General features: G+C 69.6%; 14 protein-coding genes. 6 read left to right on the top strand and 8 right to left on the bottom strand.

From position 1 onward, the window contains the following. Positions 1-43 precede the first annotated feature (43 nt). From ACIBL3_RS15625 to ACIBL3_RS15615, 3 genes are read left to right on the top strand one after another with little or no spacing between them, the layout of a single operon-like run. The gene (locus tag ACIBL3_RS15625; protein ID WP_396353988.1) at positions 44-1,504 is read left to right on the top strand and encodes an AMP-binding protein; all 1,461 of its coding nucleotides are present in this window, start codon (positions 44-46) and stop codon (positions 1,502-1,504) included. Next, a complete protein-coding gene (locus tag ACIBL3_RS15620) occupies positions 1,501-3,666 on the top strand; it encodes a CoA transferase (RefSeq protein ID WP_396353986.1) in 2,166 nt (721 codons plus the stop codon). The genes ACIBL3_RS15625 and ACIBL3_RS15620 overlap by 4 nt, the downstream gene beginning before the upstream one ends. Continuing rightward, on the top strand, positions 3,663-4,430 hold the full coding sequence (locus tag ACIBL3_RS15615) for an enoyl-CoA hydratase/isomerase family protein (protein ID WP_396353985.1): 768 nt from the start codon (positions 3,663-3,665) through the stop codon (positions 4,428-4,430). Before ACIBL3_RS15620 ends, ACIBL3_RS15615 begins: the two co-directional genes overlap by 4 nt. On the opposite strand, the gene ACIBL3_RS15610 is transcribed toward ACIBL3_RS15615, so the two are convergent. The 8 genes from ACIBL3_RS15610 to ACIBL3_RS15575 form a co-directional block, all read right to left on the bottom strand. Further along, positions 4,427-5,200 (bottom strand): IclR family transcriptional regulator, encoded by a 774-nt coding sequence (locus tag ACIBL3_RS15610; protein WP_396353983.1) that lies wholly within the window; start codon positions 5,198-5,200, stop codon positions 4,427-4,429. The two genes, ACIBL3_RS15615 and ACIBL3_RS15610, sit on opposite strands and share 4 nt — an antisense overlap. A gap of 21 nt (positions 5,201-5,221) precedes the next feature. Next, positions 5,222-6,001 (bottom strand): IclR family transcriptional regulator, encoded by a 780-nt coding sequence (locus ACIBL3_RS15605; RefSeq protein WP_396353982.1) that lies wholly within the window; start codon positions 5,999-6,001, stop codon positions 5,222-5,224. Between the two features lies 1 nt (position 6,002). Continuing rightward, positions 6,003-7,265 (bottom strand): hypothetical protein, encoded by a 1,263-nt coding sequence (locus ACIBL3_RS15600; protein ID WP_396353981.1) that lies wholly within the window; start codon positions 7,263-7,265, stop codon positions 6,003-6,005. A 2-nt stretch (positions 7,266-7,267) separates the two neighbouring features. Then, positions 7,268-8,221: a zinc-binding alcohol dehydrogenase family protein gene (locus ACIBL3_RS15595; protein WP_396353979.1), complete on the bottom strand. Its 954-nt coding sequence runs from the start codon at positions 8,219-8,221 to the stop codon at positions 7,268-7,270. Continuing rightward, positions 8,221-9,087 (bottom strand): alpha/beta fold hydrolase, encoded by an 867-nt coding sequence (locus tag ACIBL3_RS15590; protein WP_396353978.1) that lies wholly within the window; start codon positions 9,085-9,087, stop codon positions 8,221-8,223. The genes ACIBL3_RS15595 and ACIBL3_RS15590 overlap by 1 nt, the downstream gene beginning before the upstream one ends. Positions 9,088-9,228: 141 nt before the next feature. Then, positions 9,229-10,104, bottom strand: a complete 876-nt coding sequence (locus ACIBL3_RS15585; protein ID WP_396353977.1) for an alpha/beta fold hydrolase — start codon at positions 10,102-10,104, stop codon at positions 9,229-9,231. Beyond that, positions 10,101-11,036 (bottom strand): hypothetical protein, encoded by a 936-nt coding sequence (locus ACIBL3_RS15580; protein WP_396353976.1) that lies wholly within the window; start codon positions 11,034-11,036, stop codon positions 10,101-10,103. The genes ACIBL3_RS15585 and ACIBL3_RS15580 overlap by 4 nt, the downstream gene beginning before the upstream one ends. After that, positions 11,029-12,231: a Rieske 2Fe-2S domain-containing protein gene (locus ACIBL3_RS15575; protein ID WP_396353974.1), complete on the bottom strand. Its 1,203-nt coding sequence runs from the start codon at positions 12,229-12,231 to the stop codon at positions 11,029-11,031. Before ACIBL3_RS15575 ends, ACIBL3_RS15580 begins: the two co-directional genes overlap by 8 nt. A 205-nt stretch (positions 12,232-12,436) precedes the next feature. On the opposite strand from ACIBL3_RS15575, the gene ACIBL3_RS15570 reads away from it, so the two are divergent. From ACIBL3_RS15570 to ACIBL3_RS15560, 3 genes are read left to right on the top strand one after another with little or no spacing between them, the layout of a single operon-like run. Continuing rightward, the gene (locus ACIBL3_RS15570; RefSeq protein ID WP_396353973.1) at positions 12,437-13,423 is read left to right on the top strand and encodes an NAD(P)/FAD-dependent oxidoreductase; all 987 of its coding nucleotides are present in this window, start codon (positions 12,437-12,439) and stop codon (positions 13,421-13,423) included. A gap of 21 nt (positions 13,424-13,444) precedes the next feature. Next, the gene (locus tag ACIBL3_RS15565; protein WP_396353972.1) at positions 13,445-13,777 is read left to right on the top strand and encodes an indolepyruvate ferredoxin oxidoreductase subunit alpha; all 333 of its coding nucleotides are present in this window, start codon (positions 13,445-13,447) and stop codon (positions 13,775-13,777) included. Continuing rightward, positions 13,774-14,541, top strand: a complete 768-nt coding sequence (locus ACIBL3_RS15560; protein ID WP_396353971.1) for an alpha/beta fold hydrolase — start codon at positions 13,774-13,776, stop codon at positions 14,539-14,541. The genes ACIBL3_RS15565 and ACIBL3_RS15560 overlap by 4 nt, the downstream gene beginning before the upstream one ends. The last annotated feature ends 5 nt before the right edge of the window (positions 14,542-14,546 follow it).

The following is a 14,546-nucleotide window of genomic DNA, read 5'->3' as shown; positions in this document are numbered from 1 at the left end:
ACGACGGGCTGCGCGATCTCGGGTTGGTTTTGGAGGATCAGGTATGGGTTCCGGTGCGGCGGTGTCGTTCCACGGGATCGTCGCGCAGCGGGCCGAGGCCCGGCCGGACGACGAGCTCGTGCGACTGGTCGGCTCGCCGTGGTGGACGGCCGCGGCGCTGTGGGAGCGGTCGCTGGCGATCGCCGGCGGGCTGTCAAGGTACGTCGCGCCTGGTGCGGCGGTCGCGACGTGCCTGCCGCCGGGACCGGAAGCCATCGCGGTCACGACGGCGATCTCGGCGCTCGGAGCTGTCGAGCTGCCGCTCAGCCCTGATCTGGACGAGCAGTGGGTCCGCACGCTGAAGAAGACAACCGACTGCGCGACCGAGGTCAGGAACGAATTCGGTCGCATTGTGGTCGGCGACGGCGTGCTGCTGGACGACTTGGTCGCCGACGGGCGGCGGGTCTCGCCCTACCGGAGTGCGCCTGGCGATCCGGCGGCCGTGATGACGACCTCGGGGACGACCGGGCGCGTGAAGGGCGCCCTGCTGCCGGTGGCTGCTGGTCCGGGCCAAGCGGCTCGCGTCCAGCGCGCCATGCAGTACGACGCGTCCGACGTGCTCTACAGCTTCTTCTCCTGGCAGCACATCAACGCCCGCCACGCGGCCTTCCTCCCCGCGGTCCTCTCCGGCGCACGACTCGTAATCAGCCCCCGCTTCTCGGCGTCCGGCTTCCTCGACACCGTCCGGGCCGAGGGCATCACGGCCTTCAACTTCATGGGCGCCGTCTCCGCGCTCCTGCTCCGCCAACCCCCGTCGGACCGTGACCGCGATCACCTGATCCGGCGAGCGTACGGCGGGCCGGCGCCCGAGCACCTGTTCCAGGCAATGCAGGACCGCTTCGGCATCACGCTGCTCCAGGCCTATGCCTGCACCGAGTTGGGCGACGTGGCAACGACGTACGCGGGCGACGTCCGTCCAGGCGCCGCCGGCCGACCGGTGCCCGAGTACGAGCTGAGGATTGCCGGCAATCAGCTGCTCGTGCGCCCGCAGCACCCGCATCTCACCTTCATCGAGTACGTCGGTGACCCCGAGGCGACCGAACGAGCCTGGCGTGGCGGCTGGTTCCACACCGGTGACCAGGTGCGGCTGGACGATGGCTGGCTGTACTTCGAGGGCCGCAGCGCGGACGTCGTACGGCGGCGCGGTATCAACATCTCGCCCGACGCGGTCGAGGACGCCATCGCGACCATGCCCGGCGTCGCCGAGGTCGCCGTGGTCGGTGTGCCGTCCGAGTACACCGAGGACGAGGTGCTCGCGATCGTCGTACCTCAGCCGGGCCGAGTGATCGAGCCGGCCGACGTACGGCGACATTGCACCGGCCGACTGCCACGGCACGCATTCCCCCGCTTCGTCAGCGTCGAGCAGTCGCTGCCGCGCACCACCAACCTGAAGGTGTCCAGGGCTGAGCTGCGGTCCCGCGGCCTGCCGCCTGACGCCTGGGACGCCGAAATGGAGAATTCATGACCCGGGTACTCGATCTGACCGACGATCTGGCGCGCTCGGCCGGCCGGTTGTTCGTCGGCCTCGGCGCTGACGTCATCCGGATCGAGAGCGAGCGAACGACCGACCGCGCGGATCGCCTGCACTGGCACGCGGGTCAACGGGTGCTCCACGTGCCCGACGACGACCAGTTGGGCGCCGTACTGAGTCGTCTGCTTCCCGACGCGGACGTCGTCCTCGAGTCCGGGCCGCTCGACCGGCTGCGCACGCTGAAACGACGCGGACCCGACTGGCAACATCTGGTGCATGTCGTCGTGACGCCGTTCGGGACGTGGGGAGGGTGCAAGGCTTGGCAGGCGGACGATGTCGTCGCGACCGCCGCCGGCGGGATGGCTTGGCTCGGCGGTACGCCCGGCGAGGCGCCCGAGCCACCACCGCGCGCCCAAGCCGGCCAGTTGGCGGGCACGCACGCTGCCATCGCGGCCATGCTCGCCCTACTCGCCCGGCAGCGGACCGGGGTCGGTCAGCTCGCCGAGATCTCGGTCCAGGAGGCGGTGGCCGCGACGCTGGAGACCGGCGCGATCTCATGGATCCACGCCGGCACGATCCCGGGCCGGACGTCGGGGGTGTACGGCCACGTCGCGCATCGTGTGTTCGCTGCCAAGGACGGCCACGTCGCCGGTGGCTACTCGGGACCGAACCGGATGTGGGACGACCTGCTGGCGTGGATGGCCGAGGAAGGTGAGGCGGCCGACCTGACCGAGGAGCGGTGGCAGGACGCGACGTATCGCTGGCAGCATCGCCCGTACGTCGACGACGTGGTCGGAGCGTTCGTTGCCCGGCGCACCGCGGACGAGATCGCCACCGGGGCGCGCGACCGCGGGTTGCCTTGGGCAAAGGTTGCCGCGCCGGCCGACGTACTGCAGAACCCGCAGTTGCTGGATCGCGGGTTCTTCCTGGACATCGAGACGTCCGACGGCCCGGTCCGGAATGCCGGCTTCCCGTTCCGGGCGCGATCTGGTCGGTTGAAAGAGCCGCAGGATGTGGACGCGTCCGTCAGCTGGCTCGACCGCGAGCGCACACCGCTACGACGCCGTACCGGTCGTGGCCGTGGCGCGGCGTTGGACGGCGTGCGGGTGCTCGATCTGACCTGGGTGCTGGCAGGACCGTACGCGACGAAGATCCTGGCCGAGCACGGCGCCGACATCGTCAAGGTCGAGTCGCGGCACCGGCAGGACCCGACCCGGTTCGCGCCCTCGATGCGGCTGCGTCCGGAGGCGACGTACGACGACAGCGGCTACTTCCTCAACTTCAACCGGAACAAGCGCAGCCTCGCGCTCAACCTCCGCACCCCTGAGGCCCAGGAGCTCCTGCGGCAACTGGCCGCGACGGTCGACGTGGTGATCGAGAACTTCAGCCCCGGCGTGCTCGACCGCTGGGGTCTCGGCTACCCGCGACTGCGAGAACTCAACCCGAACGTCGTGCTCGTCTCGATGGCCGGGGTCGGGCAGACCGGTCCGTGGCGTACGGCGGTGACGTTCGCGGACACGTTGGCCGCGATGTCCGGGCTGACCTTCGAGACCGGACAGCCGCCGCAGGGCCTGACCTTCGGCCTCGGTGACATGGTGGCCGCCAACGCAGCCACCCTCGCCACGTTGGACCTCCTCCATCGAGGCGAGGGCGGCCACGTCGACCTGTCCCAACTCGAAGCCATGGCCGCCCACCTCGGCCCGGCACTGCTCGAAACCCAACCGCGAAAGGTTGCCTCGCGCATCCTCCGGACCGCCGGCGACGACCGCTGGATCGCTATCGGCGCAACGACAGACGACCTAGCGTCAACTCTCGGAACAACCGGCCTCGCTGCGTTCGTTGCCGAGCAAGACGCAGACGCTCTCGCCGAGCATCTACAGGCACTCGGCATCCCCGCCTACCCCGTACGCGACGGCCGCGACCTGGTCGACCACGACCCTCAACTAGCCGCCGGCGGCTTCTACCAAGAGCTCGACCATCCACTAGCCGGCACGGTGGCCCACGAGGGCGTGGTCGCCCACCTGCACAGCACCCCCGGCGGCCTGTGGCAACCCGCTCCGCTCCTCGGCCAGCACACCGACGAACTCCTGACCGACCTCCTCGGCCTCTCCCCCGAACGCCTCGCCACCCTCCACGACGAAGGAGTCCTCGAATGAAGGACGGCTTCCAGATCCGGTACGACGGACCGGTCGCGACCCTGGCCATCGACAACGGGCCGGTCAACACCGTGGATCCGGGACTGATCGAGCGGCTGATCGACCGGCTGCCGGCGCTGACCGACGATCCCGAGGTCCGGTGCATCGTGATCCGGGGCAAGGACAAGGTGTTCGTCGGTGGCGCCGACATCACCGTGATGCGGCGGCTGGAACCGGCGACGTACCGGGCGATGCGGCGCTGGGTCGAGGTGCAGCGCGCACTGGAGCTCGCGCCGAAGCCGGTGATCGCCGCGCTCAACGGGCATGCGCTCGGTGGCGGCGCCGAGCTGGCGCTGGCCTGCGACCTGCGGATCCTGCATGCGCGCGCGACCTTCGGGTTCCCCGAGACGCGGCTCGGCATCTTCCCGGGGGCGGGCGGTTCGCAGCGGCTTCCCCGGCTGATCGGGCCGCACCGGGCCAAGCGGCTCATCATCGACGGCACCCGGCTGACCGCGGACGAAGCACTCGCACACGGCCTGGTCGACCTCGTGGCCGGCGACGACTTCGACGTCGTGGTCGACCGGGAGGCGACCCGGCTCGCGGCGTTGCCGACCGCAACGATCGGCTTGGTGAAGCAGGTCGTCGACCGGGGCTGGGGGTTGCCGATCGACGAGGCGATGGCGGTCGAGGAGGAGTATGTCCTGCGCAACCTCGAGCTCACGGACGCAGCCGAAGGACTGCAGGCGTTCCTGGACAAGCGCCCACCTGCCTTCACCGGTCGCTAGTTGATCTGGCTGGCCACCTTGCGGGTCACTTCCATCAGCGCGGTCGCGTACTTGGCGGTGTCGGCGCGGAACGTAGGCGCGGTGATGGACAATGCTCCCAGCAGCAACTCGGTGCTCCCGAACACCGGGACGGCCACCGAGCAGTAGCCGATCGCCGTCTCCTCGAACTCGGTCGAGAAGCCGGCCTCGCGCACCTTCCGGAGCTGTTCGCGCAGGATGCCCGGCAGCGAGATCGTCGACGGGGTCAGGCGCTCCAGCGGGCGCGCGAGTACCTCCTCCAGCAGGGTCGGGGCGGAGTACGCGAGAAAGACTTTGCCGGTCGCGGTGCAGTGCAACGGCAGCCGACCGGCGATCCGCGACGGTTTGGTGGCCTGCGGACTGGGGCTGATCTTCTCCAGGAACAGCACCTCCAGGCCGTCACGCACCGCGAGATGGACGGTCTCCTTGGTGGCGTGGTGCAGGTTCTCCATGAACGGCCGGACGGCGTCGCGCAGCACCCGGAACCGCGGCACCCGGGATCCCAGCTCGAAGGCCCGCATCCCGAGCCGGTATTCCGCACCAGACCGCTCCAGCATCCCCCACTCGAGCAGCTCCTGGGCGAGCCGGTGCACGGATGCTTTGGAGATCCCGGTCCGGCGGGACAGCTCGGACAGCGAGACGTCGGTGTCGTCGAGCTGGAAGGCCTCCAGGATCAGCCGGGTCTTGCCCAGCACACTGTTCGCCCCGTCCCCGAGGCCTTCGCCGTACCGGCGCGGACTCACGTCTGCCACAACAGCACAGTACGCATGCCGTCAGTTGATCTGGTGCGTCAGCGCAACCTTCCGGCTCACGTCGGTCAGCGCGACCGCGTACTTCGCGCACTCGGCGCGGAAGGTCGGCGCGGTGATCGACAGCGCCCCGAGCAGCAGCCCGCTACTGCCGAACAGTGGCACCGCCACCGAGCAGTACCCGATGACCGTCTCCTCCAACTCCACTGCGTGACCGGCCGTGCGGATCTTACGCACCTGGTCCCGCAGCGCCCCCGGCATGATCACGGTCGACGGGGTCAGCCGTTCGAGCGGCCGGGCGAGTACGTCGTCCAGCACGGAGGGCGGCGAGTAGGCGAGCAGGATCTTGCCGGTCGCGGTGCAGTGCAACGGCATTCGGCCGGCGATCCGGGACGGTCGCGCGGCCTGCGGTCCGCCGGCGATCTTCTCCAGGTACAGCACCTCGAGCCCATCCAGTACGGCGAGATGCACGGTCTCCTTCACGGCGTAGTGCAGGTTCTCCATGAACCGCCGTACCTCGTCCCGCAGCACCCGGAACCGGGGCACCCGTGACCCCAGCTCGAACGCCCGCATCCCGAGCCGGTACTCGGCGCCGGACCGTTCGAGCATCCCCCACTCCAGCAGCTCCTGCGCCAACCTGTGCACGGACGCCTTGGAGATCCCGGTCCGGCGGGACAACTCGGACAGCGAGAGGTCGAGCTCGTCGATCTGGAACGCCTCGAGGATCAGCCGGGCCTTGCCGAGCACACTGTTCGCGCCGGCGCCGAGGCCCTCGCCGTACGGTCGGGTCCGTGGCACGTCCATCTCAGCCTCCTTCGACCAGCAGCACGGTCCGGACCAGAATCTCGACCAGCCGCCGCATCTCCCTCAGGTCGGCCAGGTTCATCCCCGCGGTGAAGTCCGGCGGGTCACCAGCCGGCGTGGCCGGGACCTTCGGCATCCCGACCCGCGCGGTCGGCACTCCGCGCATCCGCAGGATGTTGGCGTCGGTCGCGCCGCTGTTCTGGGCGATCGGCACGTGCGCCTCCGCTGCGACAGCCTCCCAGGCGGCAACCGCCGCCCGCACGATCGGTGCGTCCGGAGACGTGTGGGACGCGGGCACGGCCGCCACCTGCTCGACCCGCAGGTCCGCGCCCAGCTTCTCGACCTCGGCTCGCACTTCGCGGGTGACGGCAGCGGCTGTCTGCTCTGTGGTGATCCGCAGATCGAGCCTCAACCGAACCTGCGCGGGAGTCGACGCTGCCAACCGCTCAGATCCACCGGTAATCGACGACACGATTCCCTGCGGACGCATCGTGCCGGTCTCGTGCCGGACGGCGTAGTCCTCCAGCCACTCCTCGAGGTGGGCGGCCACCTCACCAGCGCGTACGACGGCGTTGTGGTACGGCAACCGGTGCCGGCTGCCGGCGTACGTGTGGATACCGGGCACGAGCACGTCCAGCCACACCAGCCCGACCTCCTCGTGGGAGACGTTCCAGCCGGGCTTGGCGATCACCGCATGGTCGGTGGTGAAGCCGCGTTCGAGCAGGAAGGCGGCGCCTACTCCATGACCGGTGTTCTGCCGGCCGCTGTCGAGCGCGAAACTCGGCATCCCACCCGCGCCGAACCCGCCGACGACGTCGCCGGCCAGGTGCACACCGGACGCCGCCAGCGCCTGCAACGTGACGAGCACACAGGCCGCATGCCCTTTCGGGTTCCCGGCGCCCAGACCCTCCACAAGGTCGCCGTGCCGCACCGCCCGCGGCACCATGTCGGGCCGCATCGCGAGCGCCGCCGACGGTACGTCGTACGCCGGATCGCCGGTGGTGAACGTGTCGAGCGGTGCGTAGAGCAACGTGGACGGACCGTTGCCACCGGCCACCATACCGACGGCGTTGGCCTGCCGGTCGTCGAGCGGTTGCAGCAGCGCCGGGACCCCGTGCGTTGTCAGATCGTCGACAATCCACTGGGCGACAACTGCCTCGGATCCGGTCGGGCTCGGGATGTCGACGATCCCGCCGATCGCCTCCGCGAGGCGATCGCGGGTGACGTACTCCAGCACCCGGGCCACCGCGTGCTCGGTCGTCATCGTCAGCTCCCCGGCAGAATCACCGCGCGGCCGCGGAGACCACCGGTAGCCAGCAGGTGCAGGGCCTTCGGCGCGTCGTCCATCGCGAACGACTGCACCTCCAGCGTCAGCTCACCCTTCGCCAGAAGCTCGGCGAGCAGAGGCGCATACTCGCGAGCCGCCGCCTCCCGGCGAATCATGTTCACCGGCAGCAACGCCACGTCATCGAGCAACCAGGCAGGCACATCCAGGCTGAGCTCCTTGCCGGCGACGTACCCGACCACGACCGCACGCCCGCCCGGCCGCACCCACCGCGTCCGCTGCGCCACCCCCTGCCCACCAAGCGTGTCCACAAGCAACGAGGCCGGCCGCTCCTTGCTCAGCTCGGCACTCTCGGCCCCCAGCAGAACCGGCTCGACACCGGCCGGCAACAGCTCGACCTGAGACGCGTCGACCACCCCCAGCACGGTGCATCCAGCGCGAAGCGCAAGCTGAGCAACCATCGACCCGACGGCCCCCGCTGCCCCAGCCACCACCACAACCTCGTCCTCGACATCGGGCCAGGATCCGAGGTGGGCGATCTCGTGGAGGGCGACGTAGGCCGTTGTGGTCGGGACGAAGTAGGTTGCGGCGATCTCGGGCGAGAGGTCGGCGGGTAGCGGGGACGCGGCTTTGCGGGTGGCGACGTACTCGGACCAGGTGCCGTTGCGGAGGAGGCCTAGGCCGGCGCCTCGCAGGGCTACTCGGGTGCCTGGTTCGTGTCTGTCGGAGGAGATGACCACGCCGCAGCCTTCGACGCCTCCGATGTACGGGAGGTCGGGCTTGAGGTCGAAGCTGCCGCTCGCGACCGTCAGGTCCAGGTGGGAGATCGCGGCCGCTTCGATGCGGACGAGGGTTTCGCCGTCCTTCGCGACCGGCGACGGCACCTCCTCGACCACCGGATCGGCGCCCCACGCGTGGACTCGGACCGCGCGCATCAGCGCACCGGGTGTTTCGCGAGGAACTCGAGGCTGAGCTCGTTGTACCGGGCGGCCTGCTCGTGCTGCGGCCAGTGGCCGCACTCGTCGAACAGCACCAGCTCCGACCCGGCGATCGCCTCGTGCATCGCGTTCGCCTCCGGGACCTCGCCGAACGGGTTGTTCCGGCCCCACACCACCAGCGTCGGCACGGTGATCTGGGCCAGGTGCTCGGGCCGCAGCACGTTGCGCAGCCGGACCTCCAGGTTCTGCAGGCAGAGCAGGTTGTCGATGTTCTCGACGAAGTCGGGCTGGTGGTAGATCGCGTGCCGCACGGCGACGAGCTCCTCGGTCGCGTCGACCGGGTCCGCCATCAGCAGTCGCAGTCGTGCCCGGGTCAGTTCGACGTCGTCGCGCGACACTGCCTCCCGGGTGCTGGTCCGGATCCGCTCCATCACCTGCGGGTTGGCTACCGTCCCGCCGGCGCACAGCAGCTGCAGCGAGGCGATCCGGTCCGGCGCGTCGATCGCCGTACGCGCGCCGACCCAACCGCCGAGGGACTCGCCGACGATGTGCGCGGACTCGATGCCGACGGCATCCATGTAGCCGAGCAGGTGGTCGCGGTATCGCGGGATCTCGTACGGGTAGTCCGGCTTGCCGGTGTAGCCGTGGCCGAGCATGTCTATCGCGTGGCACGCATAGCGCGAGGCGTGCGCGCCCAGGTTGCGGGTGAACGCCTCCAGGTGGCCGCTCGTGCCGTGCAGGAAGATCACCGGCTCACCCGACCCGGCCTGCAGCGACCGGGTCGGCACGCCGCCCGCGTCCACCGTGGTGAGGCGGAAGTCGACACCGGTCAACTCGGTCCAGATGGTCTCGGCCAGGGTCATATCGGTTCCTCCAGTGAGTTTCAGCGGTGCTGGTTGATCCGGTGGATCTGGGTGTTGCTCCGGGCAAGCACTTTGCGCAGTACGACGACCAGCGCCGGCACCGCGAGTACGACGAGGATCTTCTTCATGCGCTCTCTCTCATCAAGGGTGGTCGACGGAGCGCAGGAATCCGTCCACCACGGCGTGGTAGGCGGCCGGCCGCTCCTCCTGCAGGTGGTGCGACACGTGGTCCATCACGTGCAGGTTCCCGCGCCGCACCATCCGCGCCAGCATCATCGGGTAGTCGGGCGTGAGGAACGCGTCCTCGCGGCCCCAGACGAAGAGCGCGGGCGCCTCGACCAGGCCGAGCTCCGCGGTCAGGTCCTGCCAGTCGCCGCGCGGCGAGTCGGACCTCGCGGCCAGTTCGCGCTCGCCCGGATCGAGGCTCTGCTCGTACCGCAGGTCGACGGTCTCCTCGGGCAGCCGGTCGGCGTCGTACCACTCCAGGCGGGTGATGAGCGCGCGCATCTTGTCCCGGGTCGGTCCTTCGCCGCCGTAGTAGATGTCACGGGCGGCACGGCCGCGATGGCCTCGCTCCGGCAGCGGAGCAAGCGGTCCGTAGAAGACCGGCATGCTGCCCGTGACGACCAGGGAGCGGACCCGCTCGGGATAGCGCGCGGCCAGGCAGAGGGCGATGGTTCCGCCCCAGGAGTTGCAGATGAAGTCGGCCTTCTCGACGCCGAGCGAGTCCATCAGCGCGACCGTCTTGGCGGCGTGGAAGTCCCACATCGGCCCGGTGATCCGGCACTTGTCCGACTTGCCGTATTGCAGGATGTCGACAATCAAACAATGCCGATCGGCAGCGAAGTACGGCGCGACCGGTCCGAAGTCGCTCCAGCCTGTGCAGCCCGGACCGCCCCCGTGCAGGAAGATCGTGTCCGGGCCCTCGCCCAGCTCGTGGAAGTGGTAGGTGACCTCGTCCGCCGTGGCGAACTGGCTCTTCGGAGCAGGGCCGGCGGCCGGCGATCGGGTGGTCATGGGCGACCCTCCGAGGGGTCGAGGACGGCAACGCCCATCCCGGTGAGCCATTCGGGCATCGGTGCGTAGGCGAGCCGCCGGCCGGGGACGAAGCCGAGTGCGGCCGCCATCACCAGCCAGGTCCGCAGTTCCTGCCCGCCGTTCCCGGCGACCGCTTCCAGTTCGGCCGTCGTCATCACGCCGTACCGCTGCAGGTCGCCCTTGGTCAGGTCGTCGAGGAATGCCTCGTCGAACTCCGGGAAGATCGTCGGACGAGCCGCCACGATGATCTCCCGGCGACGTTCGTCGTACCGCTCCCACTCACCGCGCCCGTTCAGCCAGGCCTCGACCAGGAACGCTTCGTCCTCGCCGTCGGGGTCGGTCCAGTCACTCGGCCACGGCAGCTGATGCGACAGCCCACCCGACGCGATCACGACCACCCGCTGGTCCCCCGGCACAGCCGCCAGCTGCTCACCAAGCTCGATGCAACGAGCCAACGTCGGCAGCGGTTGGGCGAACACGTTCACGACCAGCGGGACCACCGGTACGTCGATGCCGTCCAGCAGATACTGGATCGCGTGCGACTGACCATGGTCGATCTGCAACCGGGCCGAGATCGCGACCTCGGTCCCCGCCTCGACCAAATGGGTGGCCAGCGACTGGGCGAACACCGGATCGGTCTTCTGCGGTCCCTTCGGCGTACCGGACTCGCCGGCTGCGATCACCTCGCCGACGCCGAGCGTGAACGACGGGATGAGGTCGAGCCAGAAGCCCCGGAAGTGGTTCGAGCCGACGATCACCACGACGTCCGGACGGGCGTCGGCGATCGCCTGCCTGGCCTCGGACAAGGCCTCCCGGAAGGCCTTGGCGCGGTCGGTGTGCACGACCTGGTCCCAGTGGGTGTTCATCAAGGTCGAGTGCGACGCGCCGACGCCGAGGACGAGTTCAGCCATCGGCCGGCTCGATTCCCTCGGCGCGCAAGCGGTCGAGGCGGTCCTCGGTGACGTCCTCGGCGAGCTTGCGCCACTGCAGCAGCGAGTCGTCCGGACGGTACAGCTTCTCCGGCGGCGCGTCGGTGACCTCGACCATCCACTTGTCCTGGCCGGAGAACTGTCCGTGGAACAGCCACCGCACGGCGCCGAGGTACTTGGCGTAGAACGGCAGCGTCTTGAGCCCCTGCTTGAAGTCCGCCAGCACGCCGACGTACAGGTGGTTGTCCTCGTCAACGGGTACGTAGAACTCGTAGTGGATGAAGGTCGGGTAGGCGATCCGCAGCACGCCGGGCATGCTGACCGACGCGAAGCCGGGGAACTCCTGGGCCGCGATGGTCGGGTTCACCTCGCGATGGGTCGCGGTGTTGCCGATGTTCTTGGTCTCCGCCGGCGGCTTCAGCTTGTACCAGGCCGTGCCGGACCACCTGCCCAGCCCCGGGAAGTCCGCGTCCCAGAACTGTTCCTGCTGCACCCGGTAGATCCAGCGCCCACGCTTCACGATCCTGGTCGTGTTCCAGACCGGCATCGGCTTGAACAACCGCCACAACGCGGTCCGGTGCAGGTACTTCGCGTGGCCCTCGTCGTACCCGTTCTCGCAAGCGAACCGCCAGTTGCCCTCCCGCGGCTGGATCCGCGCGCCGACCACCGCCGGGTTGGACACCAGCTCCTCAGGCAGCTGCTCGTCGATCGGGTGCGGCCGCTCGCCGTCGCCGACGTACACCCAGACCATGCCGAGCCGCTCCTCGACGTCGTACGTCGGCTGCGTCACCTTCCCGCAGATCGGCGACCGCGGCCCGTCGGTGATCGCGGCCTTCAGGTCGCCGGTCTCCAGGTCGAAGGTCCAGCCGTGGTAGACGCACGACACCGTGCCCGGGAACTGCTTGTTGCCGTAGCTCAGCGGCACGCCGCGGTGCGGGCAGCGGTCCTTCATGCCGAAGACCTTGCCGTTGTCCCGGATCACGAACAGCCGCTCGCCGAGCAGCGTCACCTGGCGCGGCTTCTCCCCCACCTGCGACGAGAAGCAGACCGGGTACCAGTAGCCGCGGAACCCGGCCTTCGCGGCCTGGTAGTGCGGCCAGCTCGACCAGTCCTGACGACCTGGCAGCCGGCTGGCCCGGTGCTTGCGGACCTGCCTTCGGTCAACGGTGTCGGTCACGTCAGCTCCACGGGTCGTCGCAATCGGTGCAGCGAGCACATCACCGGGTCCGCGGCCCGGCAAAGGACTTCGGTTCGTCTGACGGAACACCCCGGCGGCGGCCGGCCAATTCGGCGCCGTGGTCCGGTGAGCGGTCCCGATCGGGAGACGTTCCGTCCGCCCGCTCCTTACATTCGGGCGCATCCCATCTCCCAGGAGGCTTCTCGTGACCACCTCCCGAACCGTCTCGACCGACGTGCTGATCGTCGGCGCGGGACCGACCGGCCTGTACGGCGCCTACTACGCCGGCTTCCGCGGCCTCGGTACGACGGTCGTCGACGTGCTGCCGCAGTCCGGCGGGCAGGTGATGGCGCTCTACCCGGAGAAGCAGATCCGCGACGTCGCCGCCATCCCCGCGATCAAGGGCCGGGACTTCGTCGCCGCCCTGGTCGAGCAGGCCGCGTCGTACGAACCGGCGTACCTGCTCGGCCGGCAGGCGCTGACGATCGAGCACACCGCCGACGAGGCCGTCGTGATGCTCGACGACGGCACAGTCGTCCGGGCGCGCGCGGTCGTGCTCACCTCGGGAATCGGTACGCCGACGCCGCGGCCGCTCGACTGCGGCGAGGACTGGCTCGGGAGTGGGCTGTCGTACTTCGTCACCGACCCGCAGCAGCACGCCGGCCAGGACCTCGTCATCGTCGGCGGCGGCGACAGCGCACTCGACTGGGCGGACGCGCTGGAACCGATCGCGCGGTCCGTCACGCTCGTGCACCGCCGCAAGGTCTTCCGCGGTCACGCCGCCACCCTCGAACGCGTCCGGTCGAGCAGCACCCGGCTGCACACCGACACCCAGGTGGTCACGCTTGCCGGCGACGCCGGCCGGCTGACGAAGGTCACGCTCCGGTCGAACGTCGGCCAGGAGACGATCGTCCCGGCCGACCACGTGATCGCCGCCCTCGGGTTCATCAGCGACCTGGGACCGCTGCGCGACTGGGGTCTCGAGCTCCGCGGCCGGTCGGTCGCGGTCGACCGGGCGATGCGGACCAACCTGCCGCGGGTCTACGCCGCCGGCGACCTCTCCGACTACGACGGCAAGGTCAAGCTGATGTCCGTCGGCTTCGGCGAGGTCGCCACCGCGATGAACCACGTCGCCGTGGACCTGGACCCCGAGCTGACCCTGTTCCCCGGCCATTCCACCGACGCCGCCTGAGAGGTCCTGAGAGGTACTGCCATGAGCTACGTGATCGGCTCCGACTGCATCGACGTCCTCGACCGATCCTGTGTCGAGGTGTGCCCGGTCGACTGCATCTACGTCGGCGGACGGAAGAGCTACATCAACGGCAACGAGTGCATCGACTGCGGCGCCTGCGAGGTCGAGTGCCCGGTCGAGGCGATCGTCGTCGACCGGGTCGCCCGCAAGGACCCCGCGTTGAAGGTCCACCTGGACGACTCCCGCGCCTTCTTCGAAGTCCCGCTCCCCGGCCGCGACGAACCGCTGGGCGACCCCGGTGGCGCCCAGAAGCTCGGCGAGGTCGGCGTCGACACCCCGCTGGTCGCCGGATGACAGTACGGCGTGGGTACGCCGACACACCGGTCGGCCAACTGCACTACGCCGAGGCCGGCACTGGTCCCGCTGTGCTGTTACTGCACCAGACACCGCGCTCACACGACGAGTTCCGCGAGCTCCAACCGCTGCTGGCCGATCGGTCCATCGCGATGGACATGCTCGGTTTCGGGCTGAGCGCCGTACTCGGCAAACCGCAGACTATCGAGCAGTACGCAGCGGGTGCGTTCGCGCTGCTGGACGCTCTGTCGATCGACGAGGCCGCGCTGCTGGGCCATCACACCGGTGCCGCGGTTGCGCTGGAGATGGCGGCCGCACACCCGGAGCGTGTGCGTGCGCTCGTGCTGTCCTCACCACCATGGACCAAGCACGCCCATTCGGTGAGCGTTGACGTCGTCGAAACCGATGCCGCCGGCACCCATCTGGTCGACCTGTGGAGCATGCGGCGGCCGTACTATCCGGACAGCCCGCAACTGCTGGAGCGATTCGTCCGGGACGCCCTCGCGGTTGATCCGGCGGAAGGACACCGGGCCTGCCGTCGCTACCGGATCGAGGACCGCATCGGCCTGGTCACCGCCCCCGTGCTGCTCATCGGTGCGACGGCCGATCCGTTCGCGCTGCCCAACATCCCTGTCCTGCAGGAGCGCCTGACGGCGGCGCGATCCGTCGACACAGTCCTCGTCGACGGCGGCATGATTCCGTTGATGGAAGCGCATGCACAGGAGGTCGCCGACGTGGTCGGCGACTTCCTGAAACAGCACTGACTCCG

This window comes from Kribbella sp. NPDC050124, assembly GCF_044460355.1.
GTDB lineage: Bacteria > Actinomycetota > Actinomycetes > Propionibacteriales > Kribbellaceae > Kribbella.
This window is presented reverse-complemented; position numbering and strand designations above follow the sequence as displayed.